This window comes from Myxococcus eversor (assembly GCF_010894455.1).
GTDB lineage: Bacteria > Myxococcota > Myxococcia > Myxococcales > Myxococcaceae > Myxococcus > Myxococcus eversor.
Genome location: NZ_JAAIXY010000017.1, coordinates 132,099 through 153,388, shown reverse-complemented (window position 1 = coordinate 153,388; position 21,290 = coordinate 132,099). Strand labels below are relative to the sequence as shown.

Here is a 21,290-nt window from a genome sequence, read left to right as displayed (position 1 = left end):
TGCTCTCGAAGTGACGACAATGGACGGTCTGAACCCCCGGAAGGTCTTTTCCCTGCTGTTCATCATCGGCATCGCGGTGGTGTTCACGCTTTCGTTCGGGCCGGGCAGCTCCGGCTTCGGCGCCTCTGGACCCGCCACCACGGCTCCAGGCTCGGTGGCCAAGGTGAACGGCAAGGAAATCCCGCTGCGCGACTTCGCCACGGCCTGGGCCCGGCAGATGAGCTTCCTGCGATCGCAGGGCAGCCCCATCCCCGAGTCCGTGGCCCGGCAGTTCGGCATGCACAACCAGGTGATGGACAGGTTGGTGAACACGGAGCTCCTGGCCCAGGCGGCCGAGCAGCGTGGCATCAACCCGTCCGATGAGGAGCTGCGCAAGCTCATCCACCAGAACACGGACTTCCACGCCAAGGAGGGCGGGTTCGACTTCGCGCGCTACCAGCAAGTCCTGCGCGACTTCTATCGGAAGACGCCCCAGGAGTTCGAGACCGAGCTGCGCCGCCAGTTGGCCGCGCAGAAGATGATTGAGGTCGTCCGCGCCAACGCGGTCGTCTCCGATGACGAGGTCCTGGCCCGCTACGAGAAGGACGGCAACCAGGCCAAGCTCGTCTTCGCGCGCTTCCTGCCCACCATGTTCGCGGACAAGGTGCCGGCCCCCACGCCCGCGCAGCTCGCGGACTGGAAGAAGGCGCACGAGAAGGAGATGAAGGACTACTACGAGGCCAACCGCTTCGTGTACCAGCAGCCGGAGCGCATCCGCGCCCGCCAGGTGCTGGTGAAGCTGCCCCTGGAGGCCACCCCCGAGCAGAAGGCGGAGGCGCTCAAGAAGGCGGAGGCGCTCAAGAAGGAGATCGACGGCGGCAAGGACTTCGCCACCGTGGCCCGCGAGAGCAGCGAGGACCCCGGCAGCAAGGCGCGCGGCGGAGACCTGGGCTGGGTGGAGCGTGGCAGCTGGGAGCCGGCGCTGGCGGACGCGGCGTTCGCGCTCACCGCGGGCGGCGTCACGCAGCCGGTGGAGACGAAGTTCGGCGTGCACCTGGTGAAGGTGGAGGAGAAGCAGCCCGCCCAGGACAAGAAGCTGGAGGAGGTCTCGGACGAGATCGCCACCACGCTCTACAAGCAGGAGCGCGCCAAGGACCTGGCGAAGGCGGAGGCCGAGAAGGCGCTGGCCACCGTGCAGGGCGGCAAGACGCTGAAGGAGCTGTTCCCGCCGGAGAAGGAGCAGCCCGCGCTGCTGCGCTTCGAGACGGAGACGCGTCCGGAGGCCGTGGAGACGGACAGCTTCACCGCCGAGGGTGAGGCCGTGCCGCACCTGGGTCCCTCCCCCGCGCTGGTGAAGGCGGCCTTCGCGACCACCGGTCCCCAGGTGCTGGGTGAGGCGTTCCCCGTGGGCGAGGGCTTCGTGGTGGCGCAGGTGGTGGAGCGCCAGAAGCCGGACGCCGCGGGCTTCGAGGCGAAGAAGGACACCCTGCGCGCCCAGGCGCAGCAGGCCAAGCAGATTGAAGTGACGGAGTCCTTCCTCAAGGCGCTGAAGAAGAACGGCGACGTCGTGACGAACACCGAGGCCATCGACTCGGTGGTGGGCGCCGGGTAGTCGTCTTCCCGTACGACGCAGTCCCACGAGGGCCGGGCCGAGGGTGTTCCCCTCCCCGGCCCTCGGCCTTTGCGGGGTGCTGCTCGTTCACTTGAGCTTCAGCGCGCCGGGAAGTCGGAGCCGTGGCCGCCGTTGCCGTTGTCGGGCGGGGTGGACTCGGCGACGCAGATGGCGTCCCGGCCCCGGGCCTTGGCCCCGTACATGGCGAAGTCCGCCGAGCGGATGAGGTCCAACGCGGAGGTGGCGTGGTCCGGGAAGGTGGCCACGCCCACGCTGGCGGTGACGCGCACGTCCAGGCCGTGCTCCTGGAGGAAGGAGCGCCCTCGGAACGCCTCGCAGATGCGCTGGGCGATGAGGGCCGCGCCGTCCTGGTCGGTCTCCACCAGGAGGATGGCGAACTCGTCTCCCCCATAGCGGAAGACGGCGTCCAGGCCGTTGCGCCCCAGGGCCATGAGCAGGTCGCCCACCTCCTTCAGCGTGGCGCTGCCCATCAGGTGCCCGTGCCGGTCGTTGACGCTCTTGAAGTGGTCCAGGTCCAGGAAGACGAGCGACAGCGGGTGGCGGAAGCGCGCTGAGCGCTTCACCTCCGTGTCGAGCAGCGCGCGCAGGTGCCGGGCGTTGTAGCAGCCGGTGTGCTCGTCGGTGATCGTGAGCTCCTGCACCCGGCGGAAGTTGCGCGCGTTCTCAATCGCGATGGCCGCGTAGTCGGCGATGGCGGTGAGGGTGGTGAGGTCGTCGTTGGAGAACGGCGGGTCCGTGGGGCCGTTGACCAGTTCGATGACGCCCAGCACGTGTCCCCTGGACAACAGGGGCACGGCGAGGATGGAGCGGGTGTGGAAGGCGGAGGCCTCGTCGAAGCGGGGCGAGAAGCTGGGGTCTCCCCCCACGTCGTGGACGAGCCGGGCCACACCCGAGGAGAAGACGGCGCCGGCGATGCCCTCGCCGGGGTTGAGCTGCAGGCCCTTGAGGACGCCCGCTCCCTCTCCCACCGCGATTTCGAAGTAGAGCTTCCCGGTGCGCTCATCCTGGAGGATGAGGGACCAGTTCCGGGGCAGCAGCAGGCTGCTGACCTTCTGCATGACGAGCGCGAGCACCTCGCGCAGCTCCAGCGTGGACGTCAACGCCTTCGCCATCTCGTTGAAGGCGGCCAGTTGTTCCACTGTCCGCTTCATGGCCGACAGGAGGTCCGCGGGATTCATCCGTAGAGTCCACTCCGAGGCGCAGGTCTGCTAAGGACGCGACGCCTGGAGCCGTAACATGCACACGCACGCTGATCAAACGTTGCTCGTCCTGGCCTCGGGTTCTCCCCGGCGCAAGGACTTCCTGTCGCAACTGGGTCTCACTTTTACCGTCTCCGCGGCGGACATCGACGAGACACCCCGCCCTGGCGAGGAGGCAGGCCCCTATGTCCTCCGCCTGGCGCGCGAGAAGGCCGCCGTCGTGGCCTCCCGCTACCCTGGCGCCTGGGTGCTGGCCGCGGATACCACCGTGGCCCTGGGCTCGGAGCTCTTGGGCAAGCCCCAGGACCCGGCCGAGGCCCGCGCCATGCTCGGCCGCCTGTCCGGGAAGACGCACGACGTCCACACCGGCGTCGCGCTCGCGGGACGTCATGAGGAGGCACTCGTGGTGCGCACGCGCGTCACCTTCCGGGAGCTGAGCGCGGCCGAGATTGCCTGGTACGTCGGCACCGGCGAGCCGGTGGACCGGGCTGGCGCCTACGCCATCCAGGGCAAGGGCGGCTTCCTCGTCGCCTCCGTGGACGGAAGCCCCACCAACGTCGTCGGCCTGCCGCTCGGGGAGACGCTCGCGCTGATGGAGCGCGCCGGCGTGCCCCTGGCCTGGAAGCGCTGACCATGGGCGCTGACCTCGCGGAGCGACTGGAGGCGGTGCGAGCGCGGGTGGCCGCCGCGTGTGCTCGCGCGGGGCGCCCCGTGGAGTCGGTGACGCTGGTGGCGGTCTCCAAGCTGAAGCCCGCGGGGATGATCCGCGAGGCCTACGCCGCGGGTCAGCGCGACTTCGGGGAGAACTACGCGCAGGAGCTGCGGGACAAAGCCGTGGAGCTGGCGGACCTGGAGGGACTGCGCTGGCACGCCATCGGCCCGCTGCAGACCAACAAGGTGAAGTACGTGGCCAAGGTGGCCAGCACCTTCCACGCGTTGGACCGGCTGGAAGTGGCGCGCGAGCTGTCCAAGCGCCGCGAGGGAGCCGCGCCCCTGCCCTGCTTCGTCGAGGTCAACGTGGGCGGCGAGGCCACCAAGTCCGGCCTGGAGCCCTCGGCGCTGCCCGACTTCCTGGCCCAGGTGCGCGAGCTGCCGGGCCTGCGGCTGGTGGGGCTGATGTCCCTGCCCCCGCCCACCGACGACGAGGCCCGCGCGCGCGGCTACTTCCAGGCGCTGCGCGAACTGGCGCGAAGCCACGCGCTGCCCGAGCTGTCCATGGGCACCACGCATGACTTCGAGCTGGCCATCGAGGCAGGCGCGACGCGGGTGCGCGTGGGCACCGCCATCTTCGGCGAGCGGACCTGAGGACGACCGGGCTCGCTCGCTGGCGGCCTCAGATCTCCTTGAACTTCACGCGGCCTTCCGCGCTGACACGGACGTTGTACTCGCAGCCGCAGTAGTTGCAGCGCAGCTCGTCACCGTCTCCGAAGCCGTCAGGCACGGGGTTGTTGGCGTCGCAGCCGGGGCAGTCGAACTCCTTGTTCTTGCCGCCGCCCTTGGACGACTCCTTGATGTCGTCATCGTCGAAGTCATAGTTGCCGGACATGTCTTCCGTGCCTCCGAGGCAAGGCGCCGCCTGGCTGCGGGCGCCGGGCCGGAAGGCTAGCAGCGGTGTCGGCCGGTGGACATGCCCGGTTCGCTGGAGGGCGGCCGGGCCTGGACCGCGCGGAGGCGCCAAGGGGCCCTCACGTGCGAGACTGCGTCCCCGTTCGGCCCTGGCGTCGCCCCCACGGCGAGGGAACGAGCGTCCGTTGAATGCCCGGGGGACGGGCACGTCCATGGAAATGTGGAGTGGCGGGAATGGTTCGGGGGCAGGGCCTGGCAGGTAGCAGGCAGGCTACTTAACTTCCAAGCGATGGAGCTCAACCGATGCGTGCGCAGTCCAATTGGGGTTTCGCGGCGATGCTGGCGGGCCTGGTCTGGTCGGCATCGGCCCTGGCTCAGGAGCCCTCCGCGAACGCGGCGTTCGGCCCCGGTGAACAGGCACAGTATCGCGTGAAGTACCTCGGCGTGACAGCGGGCACCGCGCAGGTGACGGTGGGCTCTCCCATGAAGCAGTGGGGCGAGGACGTGTGGCCCATCGTCGCGGTGGCTCGCTCCGACGCGCTCATCGGCGTGTGGCCCATCAAGGACAAGTTCGTGTCGTACTGGAAGGCAGGGACGCAGTCCGTCGTCGGCAGTGACTTGCACGCGGACGAGAACGGCAAGCGCCGCCGCCAGCGCATCAAGCTGCAGGCGGATGGCAAGAGCGTCTTCGTCGTCAAGCAGAAGGAAGGCGAGGCGCCGCGCGAGTCCACCGCCGAAGTCGTGGAGGGGACGCTGGACGTGACGGGCGCCACCTTCGCGCTGCGCAACCGGGAACTGGCGGTGGGCGGCGAGTACTCCTACCCGGTGTTCACCGGCAGCAAGAGCTTCACCATGCGCGCCAAGGTGGAGTCGCGCGAGACGATGAAGACGGAGCTGGGCACCCAGGAGGTCTTCAAGACGCGGGTGCAGGCGGAGTTCGGCGGCAGCCTGACGTCGAAGCGGGACATGTTCGTCTACTTCACCGCGGACGCGAGGCACGTCCCGGTGCGGGTGGAGGCGGAGTTCGCGCTGGGCACGGTGGTGGCGGAAATCACCGACTACCAGCCCGGGCGCACCATGGCGGTGGCGAGCGCGGAGAGCGGTGGATAGCACCGCTGGAGAGTGACGGGAGCGGATGGGCGCGGGCTGGGCGTGGGTGGTGCTGGCGGCGATGACCGCCACACCGGAGCCAATGGTGGTGTCTCCCCTGGTGAAGGTGCGGCCCGGTGCCGCGCTCCAGGGCAGGCCCCAGGCCCGCCTGAGCGTCGCGCGCGGTGAATGCGAAGGCGTGCAGGTGGTGCTGCCCGGCACCGTCCAGCAACTCAAGGTGACGCCCCTGTTCCTCGGCGGCCCGGGGGAAGCGCTGAGCGCGTCCCTCTGGCGCGAGGGCTATCTCCACGTCCACCTCGCCTCCAACAGCGAGGGCGCCCAGGGCCCGTGGCCCGATGCGCTGCTGCCGCTGAGCGCGCCCGTCTCCGAGAAGGCCCGGAGCCTGCCCGCCGTCCTCTACGTGGAGGTGTGCGCGCCGGAGAGCCAGTCACCGGGCACCTACCGGGGCACGCTGCGCGCGCGCTTCAACAAGGTGGAGCACGTCGCGGTGCCCTTCACGGTGGACGTGCAGCCCTTCGTGCTGCCGGCGACGTCCTCGCTGCCCACCAGCTTCGGCATCTCCCTCTACAGCATCGCCCGGGGACACGGGCTCGCCCCCGCCTCACCGGAGGCGCGCGAGCTGCTGCGCGCGTACGCACGCGTCCTCCTGGAGCACCGGGTGAGCGCGCACGGCATGAGCATGACGCCGCCTCCCGTGCGCTTCGAGGAGGGCAAGGCCGTCCTCGACTGGAGCGAGTACGACGCGGAGATGGCGCCCTTCCTCGAAGGCACCCTGCTCTCCTCCGGCGCCCGCTTCACCACCGCCGAGGTGCGCGACAACAAGCAGGCCGTCACCGAGGAGGAGAAGGTGGCGTACTACCGCGCCTTCGCCGAGCACTTCCGCCAGAAGGGCTGGCCCGCGCAGCTCTTCTTCTACGCCAAGGACGAGCCGAAGCCCGAGGACGTGCCCCTGGTGCTGGCGCAGTCGCGTCGGGTGCGCGCCGCGGGAGGCAGCCGGGTGCTCATCACCAGCCCGTTCGACGACACGCTCGCGCCGGCCGCGGACATCCTCGCGCCCACGCTCAACTGCTTCCATCCCCGCTCCGGCCCCGCCACCTGCCCGGCCGTGCATGAGTTGGCGGAGCTGCGCGCGAAGCTGCCCGCCGCCACCCAGGTGTGGTGGTATCAGAGTTGTAATTCCCACGGGTGCAACGGCGGCCCCGCTCCGGACCCCGCGCAGGAGCGGGCCTACAGCGGCTGGGCCTCGTACATGGTGGACCACCCCGCCCCGCTCAACCGGGCCATGGGCCCGCTGGCGTTCGCCAGTGGCGTGGACGGCGAGCTCTATTTCGACACCGTCTTCGCCTACAACACGAAGAAGGACCCCTGGAAGGACCTCCTGGAGTTCGGCGGCAACGGCGACGGGACGCTCTTCTATCCAGGCACGCCCGGCCGCCTGGGAGATTCCGGACACCACCCGGTGCAGTCGCTCCGCCTCAAGCACCTGCGAGACGGCCTGGAGGACTTCGAGTACCTCCGGCTCCTCTCCGAGCTGGGAGACCCGGCGTTCGCCCGAGACGCGGCACGTCACCTGGTGCGCACCGGTTGGGACATCCGCCGGGATGCGCGAGAATGGGCCCTGGTCCGCCAGGTCGTGACTGCCCGGCTCCGACAGCGATGGTCCACGTCCGAATTTGCGAAGCGTCCGGGCCGTCACACGCCCAAGAGCACCCCGTAGTCACTTGTGGAAGGAAGAAGGATGAGCTCCCTGCGCACCCTCCTCGCGGCCTGCCTGATGCTGTCCTCCGGCGGCACCGCCTGGGCCCAGCTTCCGGACACGGAGGCCGACAAGCCCGAAGCCGACAAGCCCGCTGAAGCGAGCGCGACGGCGACACCCGAAGAGCCCCCCATCACCGTGGAGCCCTGCGCCCAGGCGCTGCCCGCGCTGCGCATGCCGCTCGCCTTCATGCCCGGCGAGGTGCTCGAGTTCGACCTGGACGCCATGGGCGCGCAGGCGGGGACGATGACCCTGCGCGTCCAGAAGCAGCAGGACGGGCAGATTCCCGTGGTCGCCGAGGCGCAGACCAACTCCTTCTTCTCCAAGGTCCGCCGCGTCCGGGGCAGCGCCACCACCTGGCTGAACCCCAAGACGCTGCGCCCCAAGCGCTACGTGGAGGACGCCACGGAGAACGAGATGCGCCGCAAGGTGGAGGTCGCCTTCACCCACAAGGACCGCGCCATCAAGGTGGACTATCAGATCGGCCAGCGCGCCAAGGGCCAGTACAACTACACCTACGACAAGGACGGCCTGGACGTCGCGGGCTCCATCTACCTGCTGCGCCAGCTCCCGCTCGAGGAGAACATGTCCGTCTGCTTCGACGTGTACGGCGTGCGCCGGCTGTGGCGCATGCAGGGACAGGTCCTCAAGAAGGAGCAGGTGACGACGCCGCTGGGCCAGTTCACCGCGTGGCACCTGCAGGGCACCGCCATCCGGTTGGACCGCCCCAAGCAGAAGCGCGAAGTCCACGTCTGGCTCTCCGACGACGCGCGCCGCCTGCCCCTGGCCGCCGTGGGCACCCTGGACCTGGGCGCCGTGCGCGCCACCCTCACCTCCGTCAGCCGCCCTGGTGAGAAGCGCCAGGAGGCCGGCCCCGGCAAGGAAGAGATGAAGTGGTGACGAGGGACTGAAGTCCCTTGCGAGAGGCCCGGTGGGCGGTATTCCCGGGCCTTTCGTGTTGAACACAAATTGATTCTGGTTTGCAAAATCAAAATCTGGAGCATAGGGTGCGCGCCGCTCCGATGCGCCCACGCTCTTGCTTCGTCCGTAGCTCCTCCCTGCTGCTCTGTTCCACCCTGCTGCTCTCCGCCACGGTGGCCCGGGCCGAAACTCCGGCCGGCCCCCAGGCGACGCCCCCAGCACCTCAGGCCGAACCCGCCGTGGAGCCGCCTTCCGCGCCCACCGCGCCCGAGGCCGGGCCCGCCGTGGAGCAGCCTTCCGCGCCCCAGGCAGAGCCCGTTCCCGCGCAGCCTGCTCCCGTCGTCGCGGAGCCCGCTCCGGCGGTTCCCACCGCGCCGATACCTGCTCCGCCCCTGGGGCCTTCGCGTCCCAAGATCGACGTCTACGTCACGGCCTATGGTGAGTTGCAGTTCGCGTACTTCAACTACGGGCTGAACCAGAACCGGGTGGGCGGCGCACAGCGCGACTCGCGCATCGAGTTCGACACCAACCGCTTCGTGATTGAAGTGAAGGGCGGACTGCCCGACTACGGCCTGGAGGCGGAGGTCGAGGTCGAGTTCGAGCACGGCGGCACCGGCTCCGCGATGGAGCTGGAGTACGAGGAGTTCGGCGAGTTCGATCAGGAGCTGGACAAGGGCGGCGAAATCCTCGTCGAGGAGATGTTCCTCTCCAAGAAGCTGGGCCAGAACGCCGCGCTCGCGGTGGGCCGCTTCTACGTCGCGGTGGGCACGCTGAGTGAGTTCTCGCGCCCCACCGACTATCTGGGCACCAACCGCGACGAGGCGGAGACGGCCATCATCCCCAACACCTGGGACGAGATGGGCCTGCGCCTGCGCTACAAGTTCCCCTGGGGGCTGCGGCTCACGGGCCAGTTGGTGAACGGCCTGGACTCCACGGGCTTCAGCTCGCAGCTCTGGGCGGTGGGCGGACACCAGCGTCGCTTCGAGGTGCAGCGGGCCACGGACATGGCGCTCGTCCTCCGGGCGGACGTCACCCACTTCAACGGCTTCACCTTCGGAGTGTCCGCCTATCACGGCGACACCACGCGCAACCGTCCCAAGCCGGACCTGGTGAAGACCTGCGAGGAGACGAACGACAGGGAGGTGGCGCCGTGCGGCTACGTGTCCGCGCCGCTGACGCTCCTGGATGCGCACCTCTCCGTGCGCAAGGGCCCGTGGAGCGCGAAGGCGCTGGTGATGTACGGCCACCTGAAGAACGCGGAGCTCGTCTCGCAGCGCAACGCGCGCCTGTCCAACCTGCTGGGCGTGATGCGCACGCCGGTGTCCGACAACGCGTTGGCCGTATGGGGCGAGCTTGGCTACGACATCGCCCCGGTGGTGGGCCTGAGCGACTCGCACCACCTCTTCCCGTTCGTCCGCTACGACTACGCGGACACGCAGTTCAAGCCTCGCGAGGAGCTGTACGACAACCCTCGCTTCCGCCGCTCCGTCTACACGGTGGGCATGGCCTACAACCTGATGAACGTGGCGTTCGCGAAGCTCGACTTCGGGCATCGCCGCCTGGGCTCCTCCGACTTCCGGCCGGAGAACACCCTGCGCTTCGCCACTGGCTTCAACTACTGACGTCGGCCCGAGTTGCCGGCGTCTCCTACCCCCAACGAAAGGTCCGTCATGAAGCGTATGTCCCTACCCCTCCGCCTGGCGCTCGCGCCGGCGCTCCTGTCCAGCGCGCTGTTCCTCGGTGCCTGCGGCGACGACGACAACAACCCCACCGAGGACGACTCCAGGGTCACCCAGGAGCTCGTCGTCACGTTCGCGGACAAGGTCGTGGTGCCGACCTACGCGCGGCTGGCCACGCGGTTGACCGAGATGGACGCGGCCTGTGTCGCGCTGGCGGCGGCGCCCACGGCGGACAAGCTGACGGCGGCCCGGGCGGCGTGGCGCGCGTCACGCATCCCTTGGGAGCAGAGCGAGGGCTTCCTGTTCGGTCCCGTGGACAGCTTCGGCTATGACCCGGCGCTGGACAGCTGGCCGGTGAGCCACACGGAGCTGGACGCGGTGCTGGCCAGCAACGACGCCCTCACGCAGCAGTACGTGAGCAACCTCGCGAACGAGCAGAAGGGCTTCCACACGCTGGAGTACATCATCTTCGGCAACAGCGGCGGCACGAAGACGGTGGACCAGCTCACGGCGCGTGAGCTCGAGTACATGAAGGCGCTGTCCGCGGAGCTGAAGTCCGTGGGCCAGGCGCTGCACGGCTCGTGGGCCGAGTCGCTGGGCGGCAACCCGCCGTTCCGCGACACGCTGGCGACCGCGGGCCAGTCGGGCAACACCGCATACCCGTCCGTGCAGGCCGCCGCGCAGGAGATGGTGGGCGGCATCACCACGATTCTCGACGAGGTCGCCAACGGGAAGATCGCCGACCCCTACACCACTCGGGATCCGGACGTGGTGGAGAGCCAATTCGCGTACAACTCGCTGGAGGACTTCGCCAACAACGTCCGCAGCGTGGAGAACGCCTACCTGGGCCACCTGCAGGGTGAGACGAAGACGGGCTCGTCGCTGCGCGACGTGGTGGGCGTGGACAGCGCGCTCGACGTGAAAATCCGCCAGCAGATCGCCGCGTCCATCAGCGCCCTGGGCGCCGTCGCGGAGCCGTTCCGCGAGTCCATCAGGAACGAGGCGGAGCGTCCCAAGATCGCGGCGGCCCAGGAGGCCATCCGCACCCTGCACGACACCTTCCAGGGTGAGGTGCTGCCCCTCGTGACGAAGTAACGGAGGGTAGCGAGTGAAGGTGAGCGCCATGCGACGTGCTTTGATGATGGGAGCCCTGCTGTTGTGGACCGCTGGATGCGGAGAGGAGGCACCCCAGGTGCCTTTCGCTCCGCCGAGGGCGGGCGGGGCCACCACCGTCGACAACCGCACGTCGCTGGCGTTCGCCCAGCCCGCGGCCAATCTGCGACCTGAGTACGACCGGCTGCACCGGGACGGCGACGCGGCCTTCGCGGCCATCTTCGTCCCGGCGCCCTCGCGGGTGAATCCAGGGCTCGGTCCGACGTACAACAACGTCTCCTGCAACGGCTGTCATCTTCGCAACGGGCGAGGCATGCCGGTGATGGGCCCGACGGCCCAGCGCACCCAGCTCCTCGTGCGCGTGAGCCTTCCCGACGGCGTGCCGGACCACCCGCACGGCGCGGTGCCTGTCCCCGGCCTGGGATTGCAGGTGAGAGACCAGGCCGTCTATGGCACCACGCCACCGGCCTCGCTCACGCTGTCGTGGGTGGAGCGCACCGGACAGCATGCGGACGGCACGCCGTACTCGCTGCGCTCGCCGCGAGTGAGCATCGTCCCGTCGGATGGCTCCGCGTTGCCTTCGGACATGTTGATGTCGCTGCGGCTTCCTCCTCCCGTGTTCGGGCTGGGGCTGCTGGAAGCCGTGCCGCTCGACACGTTGCGCGCGTTGGAGGACCCGGCCGACCGGAATGGTGACGGCATCTCCGGGCGGATGAACGAGGTCTGGGACGCGACGCGGCACACGCTCGTGCCCGGGCGCTTCGGGTGGAAGGCGAACAGCCCCCACCTGCTGCAGCAGTCCGCCGAGGCGTACTTCAACGACATGGGCATCAGCAGCGCCCTCTTCCCGGAGCCCGACGGGACGCACGAGCTCCCGCCCGAGCTCCTCGAGGCCGCTGTCTTCTATTCGCAGTCGCTCGGCGTTCCCGCGCGCACGGCGCTGGAGGACCCGGTCGTCCAACGCGGCGAGAAGCTGTTCGGCTCGCTGGGCTGCGAGTCCTGCCACCGCGAGATGCTCGAAACGGGCGCGTCCACCTACGAGGAGCTCGCGTCGCAGGTCATCCATCCATACACGGACCTCTTGCTGCACGACATGGGGCCGGAGCTCGCGGATGGAAGGCCGGACGGCGCGGCCACCGGCACCGAGTGGCGTACGCCCGCGCTGTGGGGCCTGGGGCTGACGCACACGGTGCTGCCCTACTCCGGCTTCCTGCATGACGGCCGCGCCCGGTCGCTGGAAGAGGCGGTGCTGTGGCACGGGGGCGAGGCCCTCACCGCGCGCGATGGCTTCCGCACGCTGTCCCGCGAGGACCGCGCCGCGCTGCTGAAGTTCCTCGGCTCGCTCTGACAACGGGAGGGCGCGGGACGTCCGCCGCGCTCCAGCTCAAGGTGGCAAGGGGCGCTGCTTCAGTGACTCCACCAGGAAGTCGCGGAAGGCGGCCACCTTGCGCGGCATGTGTCGCTCCGCGGTGGAGACGAACCACACGCTTCCCCCGGGCATGCTCCACTTCGGGAGCACCGGGACGAGGCGCCCCTCGGTGATGTCCGGCTCCGCGAGCATCGTGGGCAGGAAGCCGATGCCCGCGCCCAGGCGCAGCGTCTCCCTCATGAAGAACATGTCGTCGCACAGGATGGAGCCGTTCTGCGGGACGCGCAGCGTCTCCCCCGGCCCCACCAGAGAGAAGGGCTTCGCGCTCCGGAAGGAGACCCAGCTGTGGCTGGCGAGGTCGCGCGGATGGCGCGGAGTTCCCCGGCGCGCCAGGTACGAAGGTGAGCCGTAGAGGCGCAGCGAGAAGAGCCCCAGTCGACGGGCGCGCAGGGACGAGTCCTTGAGCGTGTTGGAGGACAACCTGAGCGCGGCGTCGAAGCCCTCGGCCACCAGGTCCACCACTCGGTTGTCCAGGTGCAGGTCCACCTTCACCGCCGGGTAGCGCGCCACGAAGCGGGTGATGATCTCCGCCAGCACGGTGGTGCCCCAATCCACCACCGCCGTCAGCCGAAGCTCGCCGGAGGGCTCCTCCTCCAACTCAGGCAACTCCCCCACCGACTTGCTCAGCGAGGCGAGCATGGGAGATACGCGTTCATACAGCGCCTGCCCCGCGGTGCTGAGCGCCACCCGACGCGTCGTGCGGTGGAGGAGCTGCACGCCCAGCGAGGACTCCAGACTGGAGATGCCTCGACTCACCGAGGACTTCGGCATGCCCAGCTTCTTCGCGGCGGTGGAGAAGCTGGCTCCTTCCGCGACGGCGACGAAGAGCGCGAGCTGGTTGAGGTCCATTGTTCCTCCTGTGGAACAGTATGCTCCACGAGACGGCATTGTGCAGGACGGAGTCCGGGGATTAACCCATGGGCCGAAGCTGATTTCACCTCGCTGCCCTGGAGAGTCCCCATGTCCGCCACCCTGCTCGTCACCGGCGCGTCCGGCCACCTTGGCCGTCGCGTCGTGGAGTTGCTCCTGGAATCCCACCCCGACTCGCTCATCGTCACCACCCGGGAGCCCTCGAAGCTCGCGGACCTCGCGGCTCGCGGCGTCACGGTGCGCAAGGCGGACTTCGATGACGCGAAGTCGCTCGACGCCGCCTTCGCGGGAGCGGAGCGGCTGCTGCTCATCAGCACGGACTCGCTCGATGTCCCGGGTCGCCGCATCACCCAGCACCAGAGCGCCGTGGACGCCGCTCGTCGCGCGGGTGTCCGGCACGTCGTCTACACGTCGCTCACGCGTCCCGAGCCGGGCTCCCCCGTCACCTTCGCGCAGGACCACTGGCAGACGGAGCAGGCACTGGCCAAGAGCGGGCTGGGCTACACCGTGCTGCGCAACAACCTCTACGCGGACCTGCTGCTGCACAGCCTCCCTCAGGCCATCGCGACGGGGCAGCTCGTGGCCGCCACCGGCACGGGCTCGACGGCGTACGTCACCCGCGAGGACTGCGCTCGCATCGCCGTCGCCGCGCTGACGTCGACTTTCGATGGCAAGCGCACGCTGGAAGTCACGGGGCCCTCGGCGGTGAGTCACGCGGAGCTGGCGCGGCTGGCGGGCGAGCTGTCCGGTCGTCCCGTGCAGTTCGTTCCGGTGGATGCGGAGAGCCTCAAGGCGGGCATGGTGTCCCACGGGCTTCCGGCACCGCTGGCGGAGGCCTATGCCTCATTCGACGTGGCGGTGGCCCGGGGACTCATGGCCGAGGCGACCGGAAGTGTCGCGGAGCTCACGGGCAAGGCCCCCACCAGCGTGGCGACCTTCCTGACGAGCCATCGCGAGACGCTCAAGGCCGCGGCGCGCTGAAGTCCTCGGCACCGAGGCGGGGGCGGGAAAATTGACGGAGTGCTACGGGCCTGTAGCGTCGAGGCCATGCCCCCTCTCGCCCTCGCCGCCCCCGTGCTGTCGCGCCAGGCCGACCCGGTCCGAGTGGCCGCCGAACGACTGGCCCGTGCCCTCCCCGCCCGCACCGACGCGGCCGTGCTCGTGGATCTGCTCGAGGACGATTTGAGAGAAGGGCTGGATGCGCTCGGCGACGTGGAGGCCCACTTCTCGGACCTGCTCGGCACGCTGCGCACGGGGCCGCTGACGCCGGTGAACCTGGTGAACGCGGGAGATGACCCGCGAATCATCGAGCGGCTCGACTACCTGCAGCACCTGGTGCTCCAGCTCCGCAAGCGGCTGGCCCAGGCCGCCGCGATGGCGCGGCAGACGCCCCCTTCGCGCGCTCGCTAAGCGGGACGCGCGTCCGTCCTCGACAGTGTCGACCAGGTGACACCACCGGCGCCCGCTCGCGCGCGGCGTCAGAACCGCTCCGCACGCGAACCTTCTTCAAGAGGCGCGAGACGCATCCAGCGGACTCCTCGGACCGTCGCCCTTCATCCGACCGACCCGCTGGAGTCTCGCGGCCCTCGACTCCAGGGAGTGGCCGCATCCGCCGGCACATTCTCTCCCGAGGCCGAGGGCGTGACCCGCGCGACCCTGGCCTCGGAAGCATCCCCTCAGTTCGCGGGTGTCCCCGCCGGTGCCGCCGGCCCCGCCGCTGGCGCCACGGTGGAACCCACGCCTGTCGCGGACGCCGCATTGCCCGGCGTCGGCGTGGCGGGCAGGCCAATGGCCGGCGTCGCATTCAGCGGCGTGGGAGAACCCAGCAGCGGTGGCGCGGACGCGGAGTTGAGCGGCGCGGGAGCCCCCAGCAGCGCCGCGGGCGGTGCCGCGGGGTCGGCGTTCAGCGGCGGCGCGGTGCCGATGATGCCCGGGCTCACCTGCGCCGTCCCGGAGAACGCATCGAAGCTGGGCAGCGCCGTCTGCGACGGCACGGAGAACGAGCCCGTGGTCGACAGGCTCGTCGGAGTCCCGAAGACGCTCGTCGTCGTGTTCACGCTCGGGGCCGCCGTCCCCGGCGCCACCGTCGTGAACCCCGGGCTCAACACGGGCGTCCCAGGGAACACCGTCGAAGTGTTCACCGGCGGATTCGGCGTGCTCGAAATCGGGGACACCCCACTCGTCACCTCGGGCTCTTGCGGCGTCACGAGGGCATTCGCGCCCGTGTCCAATGCAACCCCGCCTTCCGTCACCGCCTGGCCATCACTCCCGCCCACCAGCACCCGCGTGGGGCCTTCGGGAATGACCAGCGACGCGTCCTGGCCCGCCGTGGCCGTCGTCGACAGCCCGCTGCCTCCCGTCGCCTGCGGCTGCACCGGCGCGGGCGGAAGCAGGGGCGGCACACCGGGATAGACGCTCGCCGGCACTGGCGTCAGCAAGTAGGGATCTCCCGTCACGTGGCCCGTGTTCTCCACCACCTCCACCGAGCGCAGCGCCACCCCATCCACGTTGATGGCCACGTCCTCGAAGACGAACTGGATGAACCCTCGAGGCTCCGCCTCCGGAGGCAGGTTCCACACGAGCACCACCAGCTCCGTGTCCCCCACGCGCGCCTGACGCAGCATCCGGTGCGTGTCGTCGTCCGCGAAGGCCCCCGCGTCCAGCGCCGCCACGTGCACGAAGGCCGTATCCGTCAGCAGCCGCCCGTTGCGCCACACGCTGCCCACGCCCCAGACCGCCACCGCGGCATGCGTCCGGGTCATCGCGGACCACCCCAGCCCGCTGTTGCCGTAGAGCGGGACGTTCAGCAGCACGCCGCCGCCCACCGTATGCGGCGGAGGGGGAGGGAGCGGCCGGAAGGGCGCCTGCCCAAGGGCCTGGGGGGGCGGGAAACCGGCATGGGACAGCTCCACCCGGTAGTCGGTGGCTCCCAGCCGGAACAACGAGGAGAAGGCCGCCTTGTCGCCGTACGTGGCCTCCGGGAGGTCCACCCGGTCCTCGACGGTGAGCTCCGCGCTCCCTCGGCCGGTTTCGGCCAGGTCGGTGAAGGGCAGAGGTCCCTGGATGAAGAAACCGTCCGGATGCTCGGTCCGCGCGCTGGCCTGCCGGCCCTCGAACGTGAACCCGCCTGGCCCCGCGGCCAGCAACCCGGACAACAGAAACGTGGTGAGAGGTCCCGCCATCGACGCTGCCTCCTTGTGGAACAAGGTAGGCAGCGGAGCGGGGAACGGCAGTCCCCTCTCTCCAAGAAGACTAGATGAGGCCTCGAGCCCGGCGGATCTGCTCCACCGTCTTGTTGTACTCGATGTCGAAGGCGCTGGTGCCCTCCTGCAGATGCTTCAGCCGGGAGCGAGCCTCCTTGTCGATTTCATCATCCACGTCCAGGTGATGCTTCATCACCGCGAAGATCTTCTGGCGGATGACGTTGTCGGCCGCGAAGACCTCCTCGACGTTCCGGCTGATGAGGAGGAATTCGATCATCTGGTTGATGACGAACTCGATGCCCTCGTCCCCCATCTTGAAGCCGCGGACATCCGCCATCTCGCGCTTCACCTGGTTGAACTTGGAGTAGTCATATCCGCGACGCTCCAGGGCCTCTCGCGTCGCCTGGTTCACACGCTCTTCGTTCGCCAGGTACTCACGCATGATCGCCGACAGGTCCATCTCGGCGTCGGCCACGCGCATCGGCTCCACCTCGATGTCCGCATCCTGCATGAGCCGCTGAATCGCTTCTCGCGAGATGATCGGGATCACCTTCGGATACAGCCTCATGTCGGTCCCTCGCCCTCTTTGGACGGCTCGAATCGTCAACCGCTATAAATCAGCGCCGAGCCCAGTCGCAATTAAAAACCCCAGGAACGTCGCGGTTCCAGCGCACTTCCCCCGCAGTCCGAAGTGGAAATTAATCACGCGGCACCGGGTGGCGACCCTCCCTGCGATTTTTCGTTCGCCGGTTCGACGGCATCGTCGAGGGATGCTTCCCGGACAGGGTCCTCGGCCTCTTCGTCAGGGTGTCCGTGAAGCCCCGCATGGACACGCTCCGCGACGGCCGGGCCCACGACTTCCGCCAGCTCCTCGATGCTCGCCTCGCCCACGCGTTTGAGTGAACCGAAGTGCCGCAAGAGCGTCTTGCGCCGCACCTCCCCCACCCCCGGAATGTCCTCCAGCGCCGAGCGCACCCGGCTCTTGCGCATCACCTGCTTCTGGAAGGTGATGGCGAAGCGGTGCGCCTCGTCCCTCATGCGCGTCAGCATGAACATCTCCGCCGAGTTCTGCGCCAGGACGATGGGGTCCTTTCGCCCCACGACGAACACCCGTTCGGGGCTCTTCGCGCTCTCCGCGTCCCGGTCGAAGACCTCCAGGTCTCGGCTCTTGGCCAGGCCGACGACGTCGACGGAGTCCACGCCCAGGTCCTTCATGGCGGCGTGAGCGCTGGCGAGCTGCCCCTTGCCGCCGTCGATGACGAGCAGGTCCGGCAGATCTCCGTCCTCCAGCCCCCGTTTGAGGCGGCGCGTCACGACCTCGTACATGCTGGCGAAGTCGTCCTGCTTCTCCAGCGTCTTGATCTTGTACTTCCGGTACCGGGACTTGTCCGCTTCGCCGTCGGTGACGGCCACCTGCGAGGCGACGATGGCGGAGCTCTGGAAGTGCGAGATGTCGAAGCACTCCATGCGGCGCGGAAAGTTCTTGAGGTTCAGCCGCTGTTGGAGGCGCGAGAGCACCTGGTCCGTCTCGTCCTTGGTGCGGCGGCGCTCCAGGAAGGCCTGTTCGGCGTTCTTCACCGCCATCTGCACCAGTTCGTGCTTCTCCCCTCGCTTGGGGACCAGCACGCGCACGCGCTCGCCCTTCCGCTCGGTGAGCAGACCCTCGAGTCCTTCCGTGCCGTCCTCGGGGTCCAGCGGCAGCAGCACCTCCTCCGGCACGAAGCTGCCCTGGTCGTAGTAGAGGTTCACGAACGAGGCGAGCAGCTCCTCGTTGGGGAACTCCTGGTTGCCGAAGGGGAAGGCCTGGCCGCCGTTGAGCCGGCCCTGCCGCACCCAGAGGACGTAGAACATGATGCGGTCGCCTTCGCGGAACAGCGCGAAGACGTCCTGGTCCTTGAAGTCCGTGGTGGCGATCTTCTGGCGCTCCAGGCTGCGCTCAATCGCCAGGAGCTGGTCTCTCACGCGCGCGGCCTCCTCGAACTTCAGCTCCTGGGCCGAGCGCTTCATGCGCAGGCGGAGGCCCTCCACCAGTTCGCTGGCCTTGCCCTCCAGGAACATCACCACCTCGTCCACGCTGCGGTGGTAGTCGTCCTCGGGCACCGGGTGGACGCAGGGCGCCGGGCAGCGGCCGATCTGGAACAGCAGACAGGGCCGCTTGCGGTTGGCCAGCACGTGGTCCGTGCAGGTGCGCAGGCGGAAGTAGCGGTTGATGATGCGCAGCGTCTCGCGGATGGCGCCCGCGCTGGAGTACGGGCCGAAGTAGCGCGCGCCGTCGCGCTCGTACTTGCGGACGACTTCCAGGCGCGGATAGGCGTGGGTGCGGTCCAGGCGCAGGGAGATGAACTGCTTGTCGTCCTTGAGCAGGACGTTGAAGCGCGGGCGGTGCTTCTTGATGAGCTCGTTCTCGAGGAGCAGCGCCTCCTTCTCGTTGTGGACGAGCACCGTGTCGAGGTCGCCGAGCAGCTCATCCAGCAGCGACACGAAGACGCGCGTGTCCCCGGTGCGCGTGAAGTACGAGCGCACGCGGCTGCGCAGGTTGATGGCCTTGCCCACGTAGATGATTTGACCCCGGCGGTCCTTCATCAGGTACACGCCGGGCTCGGTGGGAAGGGCGTCGAGCTTCTCCTGGAGCTTCACGTCCATGGCAGACGCCTCCTAACGGCGCCCTCGCGCCCGGCCGCCCTTGCCCCGTCCCCGCTTCGGGGCGCCGTCCGGCGCCTTCGCCGGCCCCTTCAACAGGAAGCGTGAGGCGGGCTTGAGCCCCAGGTCCATGTCCTTGAGCAGTTGCACCTTGTCCCGGTACTCGGCGGCCTTCTCGAACTCCATCGACTCGGCGGCGCGCTGCATCTCCTCGGTGAACTCCTTCACCAGCCGCTTGATCTCCTTCGCGTCGAGCACGTCGTCCTCACCCTCGGCCGCCATGGGCAACGTGCCGCTGCCCTCCGCGTCGTAGGCGTGCTCGGAGAAGTTGGTGATGTTGCTCTTGATGGAGCGAGGGGTGATGCCGTGGGCCTTGTTGTGCTGCCGCTGGATTTCGCGGCGGCGCGACGTCTCCTCCAGCGCCTTCTTCATCGAGTCGGTGATGGAGTCCGCGTACATGATGACGCGGCCATTCAGGTTGCGCGCGGCGCGGCCGATGGTCTGGATGAGCGACACGTGGCTGCGCAGGAAGCCCTCCTTGTCCGCGTCGAGGATGGCGACCAGGGACACCTCGGGGATGTCCAGGCCCTCGCGCAGCAGGTTGATGCCCACCAGCACGTCGAACTCGCCCTTGCGCAAGTCCCGGATGATGGCCATGCGCTCAATCGCGTCGATGTCCGAGTGCAGGTAGCGCACGCGCACGCCCACGTCCGCGTAGTACTCGGTGAGGTCCTCCGCCATGCGCTTGGTGAGCGTCGTCACCAGGACGCGCTCGTTGCGCGTGACGCGCAGGCGCACCTCCTCGAGCAGGTCATCGACCTGGTTGCCGACCGGGCGCGTCTCCACTTCCGGGTCCGTCAGGCCGGTGGGGCGGATGATCTGCTCCACCACGACGCCCTGGGACTTCTGGAGCTCGTACTCGGACGGCGTGGCGGAGACGAAGACGGCCTGGGGCACCAGCTCCTCGAACTCACCGAACTTCAGCGGGCGGTTGTCCAACGCGCTGGGCATGCGGAAGCCGAAGTTGACCAGCGTCTCCTTGCGCGCGCGGTCGCCACGGTACATCGCGCCAATCTGCGGCACCGTCTGGTGGCTCTCGTCGATGAGGACCAGCAGGTTGCGCGGGAAGTAGTCGATGAGGCACGGGGGCGGCTCGCCCGTGGAGCGGCCCGAGAAGTGCCGCGAGTAGTTCTCGATGCCGTTGCAGTAGCCGACCTGCTCAATCATCTCCAGGTCGAACATCGTGCGCTGCTCCAGCCGCTGCGCCTCCAGCAGCTTCCCCTCGCGCTTGAACGTCTGCAGTTGCTCGGACAGCTCGTCGCGGATGGTCTGCAGCGCGCGCTTGCGCATGTCCTCGCCCGCGACGTAGTGGCTGGCGGGGAAGATGACGATTTTGTCGAGCGTGCCCAGCGTGACGCCGCGCAGCGGGTCGAACTCGGTGATTCGCTCCACCTCGTCGCCGAAGAAGCTGACGCGCACCGCGCGCTCCTCCTCGTAGGCGGGAAACACCTCCACGGTATCGCCGCGCGTGCGGAAGGTGCCTCGGTGGAAGTCCATGTCGTTGCGGTCGTACTGACTCTCCACCAGGCGGCGCATGAACGTGTCGCGCCCCATCTCCCCGCCCACGTCCACGCGCACCGCCAGGTCCACGTAGCTCCGGGCCGCGCCCAGGCCGTAGATGCAGGACACGCTGGCCACAATCACCACGTCGTCGCGCGTGCGCAGCGAGTGGGTGGCCGAGTGGCGCATCCGCTCGATGTTGTCGTTGATGGACGAGTCCTTCTCGATGAAGGTGTCCGACGACGGGACGTAGGCCTCGGGCTGGTAGTAGTCGTAGTACGAGACGAAGTACTCGACGGCGTTGTTCGGGAAGAGGCCCTTGAACTCGCCGTAGAGCTGCGCGGCCAGCGTCTTGTTGTGGGCGATGACCAGCGTGGGACGCTGCACGTTGGCGATGATGTTCGCCATGGTGAACGTCTTTCCGGACCCGGTGACGCCCAGGAGCGTCTGGTAGCGGTCGCCCCGCTGCACGCCCTCCGTGAGCTCGCCAATGGCCCTGGGCTGGTCTCCCTCGGGCCGGTGGTCGCTGACGATCTGGAACTCAGGCATATCCGCGAGGTTTAACACCCTCGCGGGGCGAAACACTGGACATTTGTACCCGCCCGTCGAGCGGCGGACGGAGCGGTTCCCGC

Annotated in this window: 18 protein-coding genes; 11 read left to right on the top strand and 7 right to left on the bottom strand. The window is 68.9% G+C overall.

The features are described 5' to 3' along the window. Window positions 1–19: 19 nt before the first annotated feature. Complete coding sequence (locus G4D83_RS30585; RefSeq protein WP_205522750.1) at window positions 20–1,591, top strand: peptidylprolyl isomerase; 1,572 nt, start codon at window positions 20–22, stop codon at window positions 1,589–1,591. A 98-nt stretch (window positions 1,592–1,689) separates the two neighbouring features. On the opposite strand, the gene G4D83_RS30580 is transcribed toward G4D83_RS30585, so the two are convergent. Further along, window positions 1,690–2,790 carry a sensor domain-containing diguanylate cyclase gene (locus G4D83_RS30580; RefSeq protein WP_163868390.1) on the bottom strand — a complete coding sequence of 367 codons (1,101 nt, stop codon included), beginning with the start codon at window positions 2,788–2,790 and terminating at the stop codon, window positions 1,690–1,692. Between the two features lie 58 nt (window positions 2,791–2,848). Between G4D83_RS30580 and G4D83_RS30575 the strand changes: the two genes are divergently transcribed. Together G4D83_RS30575 and G4D83_RS30570 are read left to right on the top strand one after the other, a co-directional pair. Next, complete coding sequence (locus G4D83_RS30575; RefSeq protein WP_163868389.1) at window positions 2,849–3,442, top strand: Maf family protein; 594 nt, start codon at window positions 2,849–2,851, stop codon at window positions 3,440–3,442. 2 nt (window positions 3,443–3,444) lie between these two features. Next, window positions 3,445–4,116 carry a YggS family pyridoxal phosphate-dependent enzyme gene (locus tag G4D83_RS30570; protein WP_163868388.1) on the top strand — a complete coding sequence of 224 codons (672 nt, stop codon included), beginning with the start codon at window positions 3,445–3,447 and terminating at the stop codon, window positions 4,114–4,116. A 28-nt stretch (window positions 4,117–4,144) separates the two neighbouring features. Here the strand turns inward: G4D83_RS30570 and G4D83_RS30565 are convergent, their stop codons facing one another. Beyond that, complete coding sequence (locus G4D83_RS30565; RefSeq protein WP_163868387.1) at window positions 4,145–4,357, bottom strand: hypothetical protein; 213 nt, start codon at window positions 4,355–4,357, stop codon at window positions 4,145–4,147. Window positions 4,358–4,680: 323 nt separating this feature from the next. Here G4D83_RS30565 and G4D83_RS30560 point away from each other — a divergent pair, with 323 nt between their 5' ends. The 6 genes from G4D83_RS30560 (at window position 4,681) to G4D83_RS30535 (ending at window position 12,304) form a co-directional block, all read left to right on the top strand. Continuing rightward, window positions 4,681–5,487 (top strand): DUF3108 domain-containing protein, encoded by an 807-nt coding sequence (locus tag G4D83_RS30560; RefSeq protein WP_163868386.1) that lies wholly within the window; start codon window positions 4,681–4,683, stop codon window positions 5,485–5,487. Window positions 5,488–5,512: 25 nt separating this feature from the next. Then, complete coding sequence (locus tag G4D83_RS30555) at window positions 5,513–7,204, top strand: DUF4091 domain-containing protein (RefSeq protein WP_163868385.1); 1,692 nt, start codon at window positions 5,513–5,515, stop codon at window positions 7,202–7,204. Between the two features lie 21 nt (window positions 7,205–7,225). Further along, entirely contained in the window at window positions 7,226–8,143 is a 918-nt protein-coding gene (locus G4D83_RS30550; RefSeq protein WP_163868384.1) for a DUF3108 domain-containing protein, read from the top strand. A gap of 122 nt (window positions 8,144–8,265) precedes the next feature. Then, complete coding sequence (locus G4D83_RS30545) at window positions 8,266–9,786, top strand: hypothetical protein (RefSeq protein ID WP_163868383.1); 1,521 nt, start codon at window positions 8,266–8,268, stop codon at window positions 9,784–9,786. Between the two features lie 48 nt (window positions 9,787–9,834). Next, complete coding sequence (locus G4D83_RS30540) at window positions 9,835–10,938, top strand: imelysin family protein (protein WP_163868382.1); 1,104 nt, start codon at window positions 9,835–9,837, stop codon at window positions 10,936–10,938. Between the two features lie 28 nt (window positions 10,939–10,966). Next, complete coding sequence (locus G4D83_RS30535; RefSeq protein ID WP_163868381.1) at window positions 10,967–12,304, top strand: di-heme oxidoreductase family protein; 1,338 nt, start codon at window positions 10,967–10,969, stop codon at window positions 12,302–12,304. 36 nt (window positions 12,305–12,340) lie between these two features. On the opposite strand, the gene G4D83_RS30530 is transcribed toward G4D83_RS30535, so the two are convergent. Then, window positions 12,341–13,234: a LysR family transcriptional regulator gene (locus G4D83_RS30530; protein WP_163868380.1), complete on the bottom strand. Its 894-nt coding sequence runs from the start codon at window positions 13,232–13,234 to the stop codon at window positions 12,341–12,343. A gap of 111 nt (window positions 13,235–13,345) precedes the next feature. Here G4D83_RS30530 and G4D83_RS30525 point away from each other — a divergent pair, with 111 nt between their 5' ends. Continuing rightward, window positions 13,346–14,236, top strand: a complete 891-nt coding sequence (locus G4D83_RS30525) for an SDR family oxidoreductase (RefSeq protein ID WP_163868379.1) — start codon at window positions 13,346–13,348, stop codon at window positions 14,234–14,236. A gap of 66 nt (window positions 14,237–14,302) precedes the next feature. Beyond that, entirely contained in the window at window positions 14,303–14,665 is a 363-nt protein-coding gene (locus G4D83_RS30520; RefSeq protein WP_176437153.1) for a hypothetical protein, read from the top strand. Window positions 14,666–14,931: 266 nt separating this feature from the next. Here G4D83_RS30520 and G4D83_RS30515 read toward each other — a convergent pair whose 3' ends face one another. The 4 genes from G4D83_RS30515 to uvrB form a co-directional block, all read right to left on the bottom strand. Then, window positions 14,932–16,437 (bottom strand): hypothetical protein, encoded by a 1,506-nt coding sequence (locus G4D83_RS30515; RefSeq protein ID WP_163868377.1) that lies wholly within the window; start codon window positions 16,435–16,437, stop codon window positions 14,932–14,934. Window positions 16,438–16,507: 70 nt separating this feature from the next. Then, window positions 16,508–17,026, bottom strand: coding sequence for a DUF507 family protein (locus G4D83_RS30510; protein ID WP_163868376.1), 519 nt, complete (start codon window positions 17,024–17,026; stop codon window positions 16,508–16,510). Between the two features lie 134 nt (window positions 17,027–17,160). Next, entirely contained in the window at window positions 17,161–19,101 is a 1,941-nt protein-coding gene (gene uvrC, locus G4D83_RS30505; RefSeq protein WP_163868375.1) for an excinuclease ABC subunit UvrC, read from the bottom strand. 12 nt (window positions 19,102–19,113) lie between these two features. Further along, window positions 19,114–21,207 carry an excinuclease ABC subunit UvrB gene (gene uvrB / locus G4D83_RS30500; RefSeq protein ID WP_163868374.1) on the bottom strand — a complete coding sequence of 698 codons (2,094 nt, stop codon included), beginning with the start codon at window positions 21,205–21,207 and terminating at the stop codon, window positions 19,114–19,116. Between the last annotated feature and the right edge of the window lie 83 nt (window positions 21,208–21,290).

What these genes read in the sequence shown, in the direction of transcription:
- G4D83_RS30585 (WP_205522750.1), top strand. Translation starts at nt 20, where the DNA reads ATGGACGGTCTGAACCCCCGGAAGGTCTTTTCCCTGCTGTTCATCATC.
- G4D83_RS30580 (WP_163868390.1), bottom strand. Translation starts at nt 2,790, where the DNA reads ATGAATCCCGCGGACCTCCTGTCGGCCATGAAGCGGACAGTGGAACAA.
- G4D83_RS30575 (WP_163868389.1), top strand. Translation starts at nt 2,849, where the DNA reads ATGCACACGCACGCTGATCAAACGTTGCTCGTCCTGGCCTCGGGTTCT.
- G4D83_RS30570 (WP_163868388.1), top strand. Translation starts at nt 3,445, where the DNA reads ATGGGCGCTGACCTCGCGGAGCGACTGGAGGCGGTGCGAGCGCGGGTG.
- G4D83_RS30565 (WP_163868387.1), bottom strand. Translation starts at nt 4,357, where the DNA reads ATGTCCGGCAACTATGACTTCGACGATGACGACATCAAGGAGTCGTCC.
- G4D83_RS30560 (WP_163868386.1), top strand. Translation starts at nt 4,681, where the DNA reads ATGCGTGCGCAGTCCAATTGGGGTTTCGCGGCGATGCTGGCGGGCCTG.
- G4D83_RS30555 (WP_163868385.1), top strand. Translation starts at nt 5,513, where the DNA reads ATGGGCGCGGGCTGGGCGTGGGTGGTGCTGGCGGCGATGACCGCCACA.
- G4D83_RS30550 (WP_163868384.1), top strand. Translation starts at nt 7,226, where the DNA reads ATGAGCTCCCTGCGCACCCTCCTCGCGGCCTGCCTGATGCTGTCCTCC.
- G4D83_RS30545 (WP_163868383.1), top strand. Translation starts at nt 8,266, where the DNA reads ATGCGCCCACGCTCTTGCTTCGTCCGTAGCTCCTCCCTGCTGCTCTGT.
- G4D83_RS30540 (WP_163868382.1), top strand. Translation starts at nt 9,835, where the DNA reads ATGAAGCGTATGTCCCTACCCCTCCGCCTGGCGCTCGCGCCGGCGCTC.
- G4D83_RS30535 (WP_163868381.1), top strand. Translation starts at nt 10,967, where the DNA reads ATGCGACGTGCTTTGATGATGGGAGCCCTGCTGTTGTGGACCGCTGGA.
- G4D83_RS30530 (WP_163868380.1), bottom strand. Translation starts at nt 13,234, where the DNA reads ATGGACCTCAACCAGCTCGCGCTCTTCGTCGCCGTCGCGGAAGGAGCC.
- G4D83_RS30525 (WP_163868379.1), top strand. Translation starts at nt 13,346, where the DNA reads ATGTCCGCCACCCTGCTCGTCACCGGCGCGTCCGGCCACCTTGGCCGT.
- G4D83_RS30520 (WP_176437153.1), top strand. Translation starts at nt 14,303, where the DNA reads ATGCCCCCTCTCGCCCTCGCCGCCCCCGTGCTGTCGCGCCAGGCCGAC.
- G4D83_RS30515 (WP_163868377.1), bottom strand. Translation starts at nt 16,437, where the DNA reads ATGGCGGGACCTCTCACCACGTTTCTGTTGTCCGGGTTGCTGGCCGCG.
- G4D83_RS30510 (WP_163868376.1), bottom strand. Translation starts at nt 17,026, where the DNA reads ATGAGGCTGTATCCGAAGGTGATCCCGATCATCTCGCGAGAAGCGATT.
- uvrC (WP_163868375.1), bottom strand. Translation starts at nt 19,101, where the DNA reads ATGGACGTGAAGCTCCAGGAGAAGCTCGACGCCCTTCCCACCGAGCCC.
- uvrB (WP_163868374.1), bottom strand. Translation starts at nt 21,207, where the DNA reads ATGCCTGAGTTCCAGATCGTCAGCGACCACCGGCCCGAGGGAGACCAG.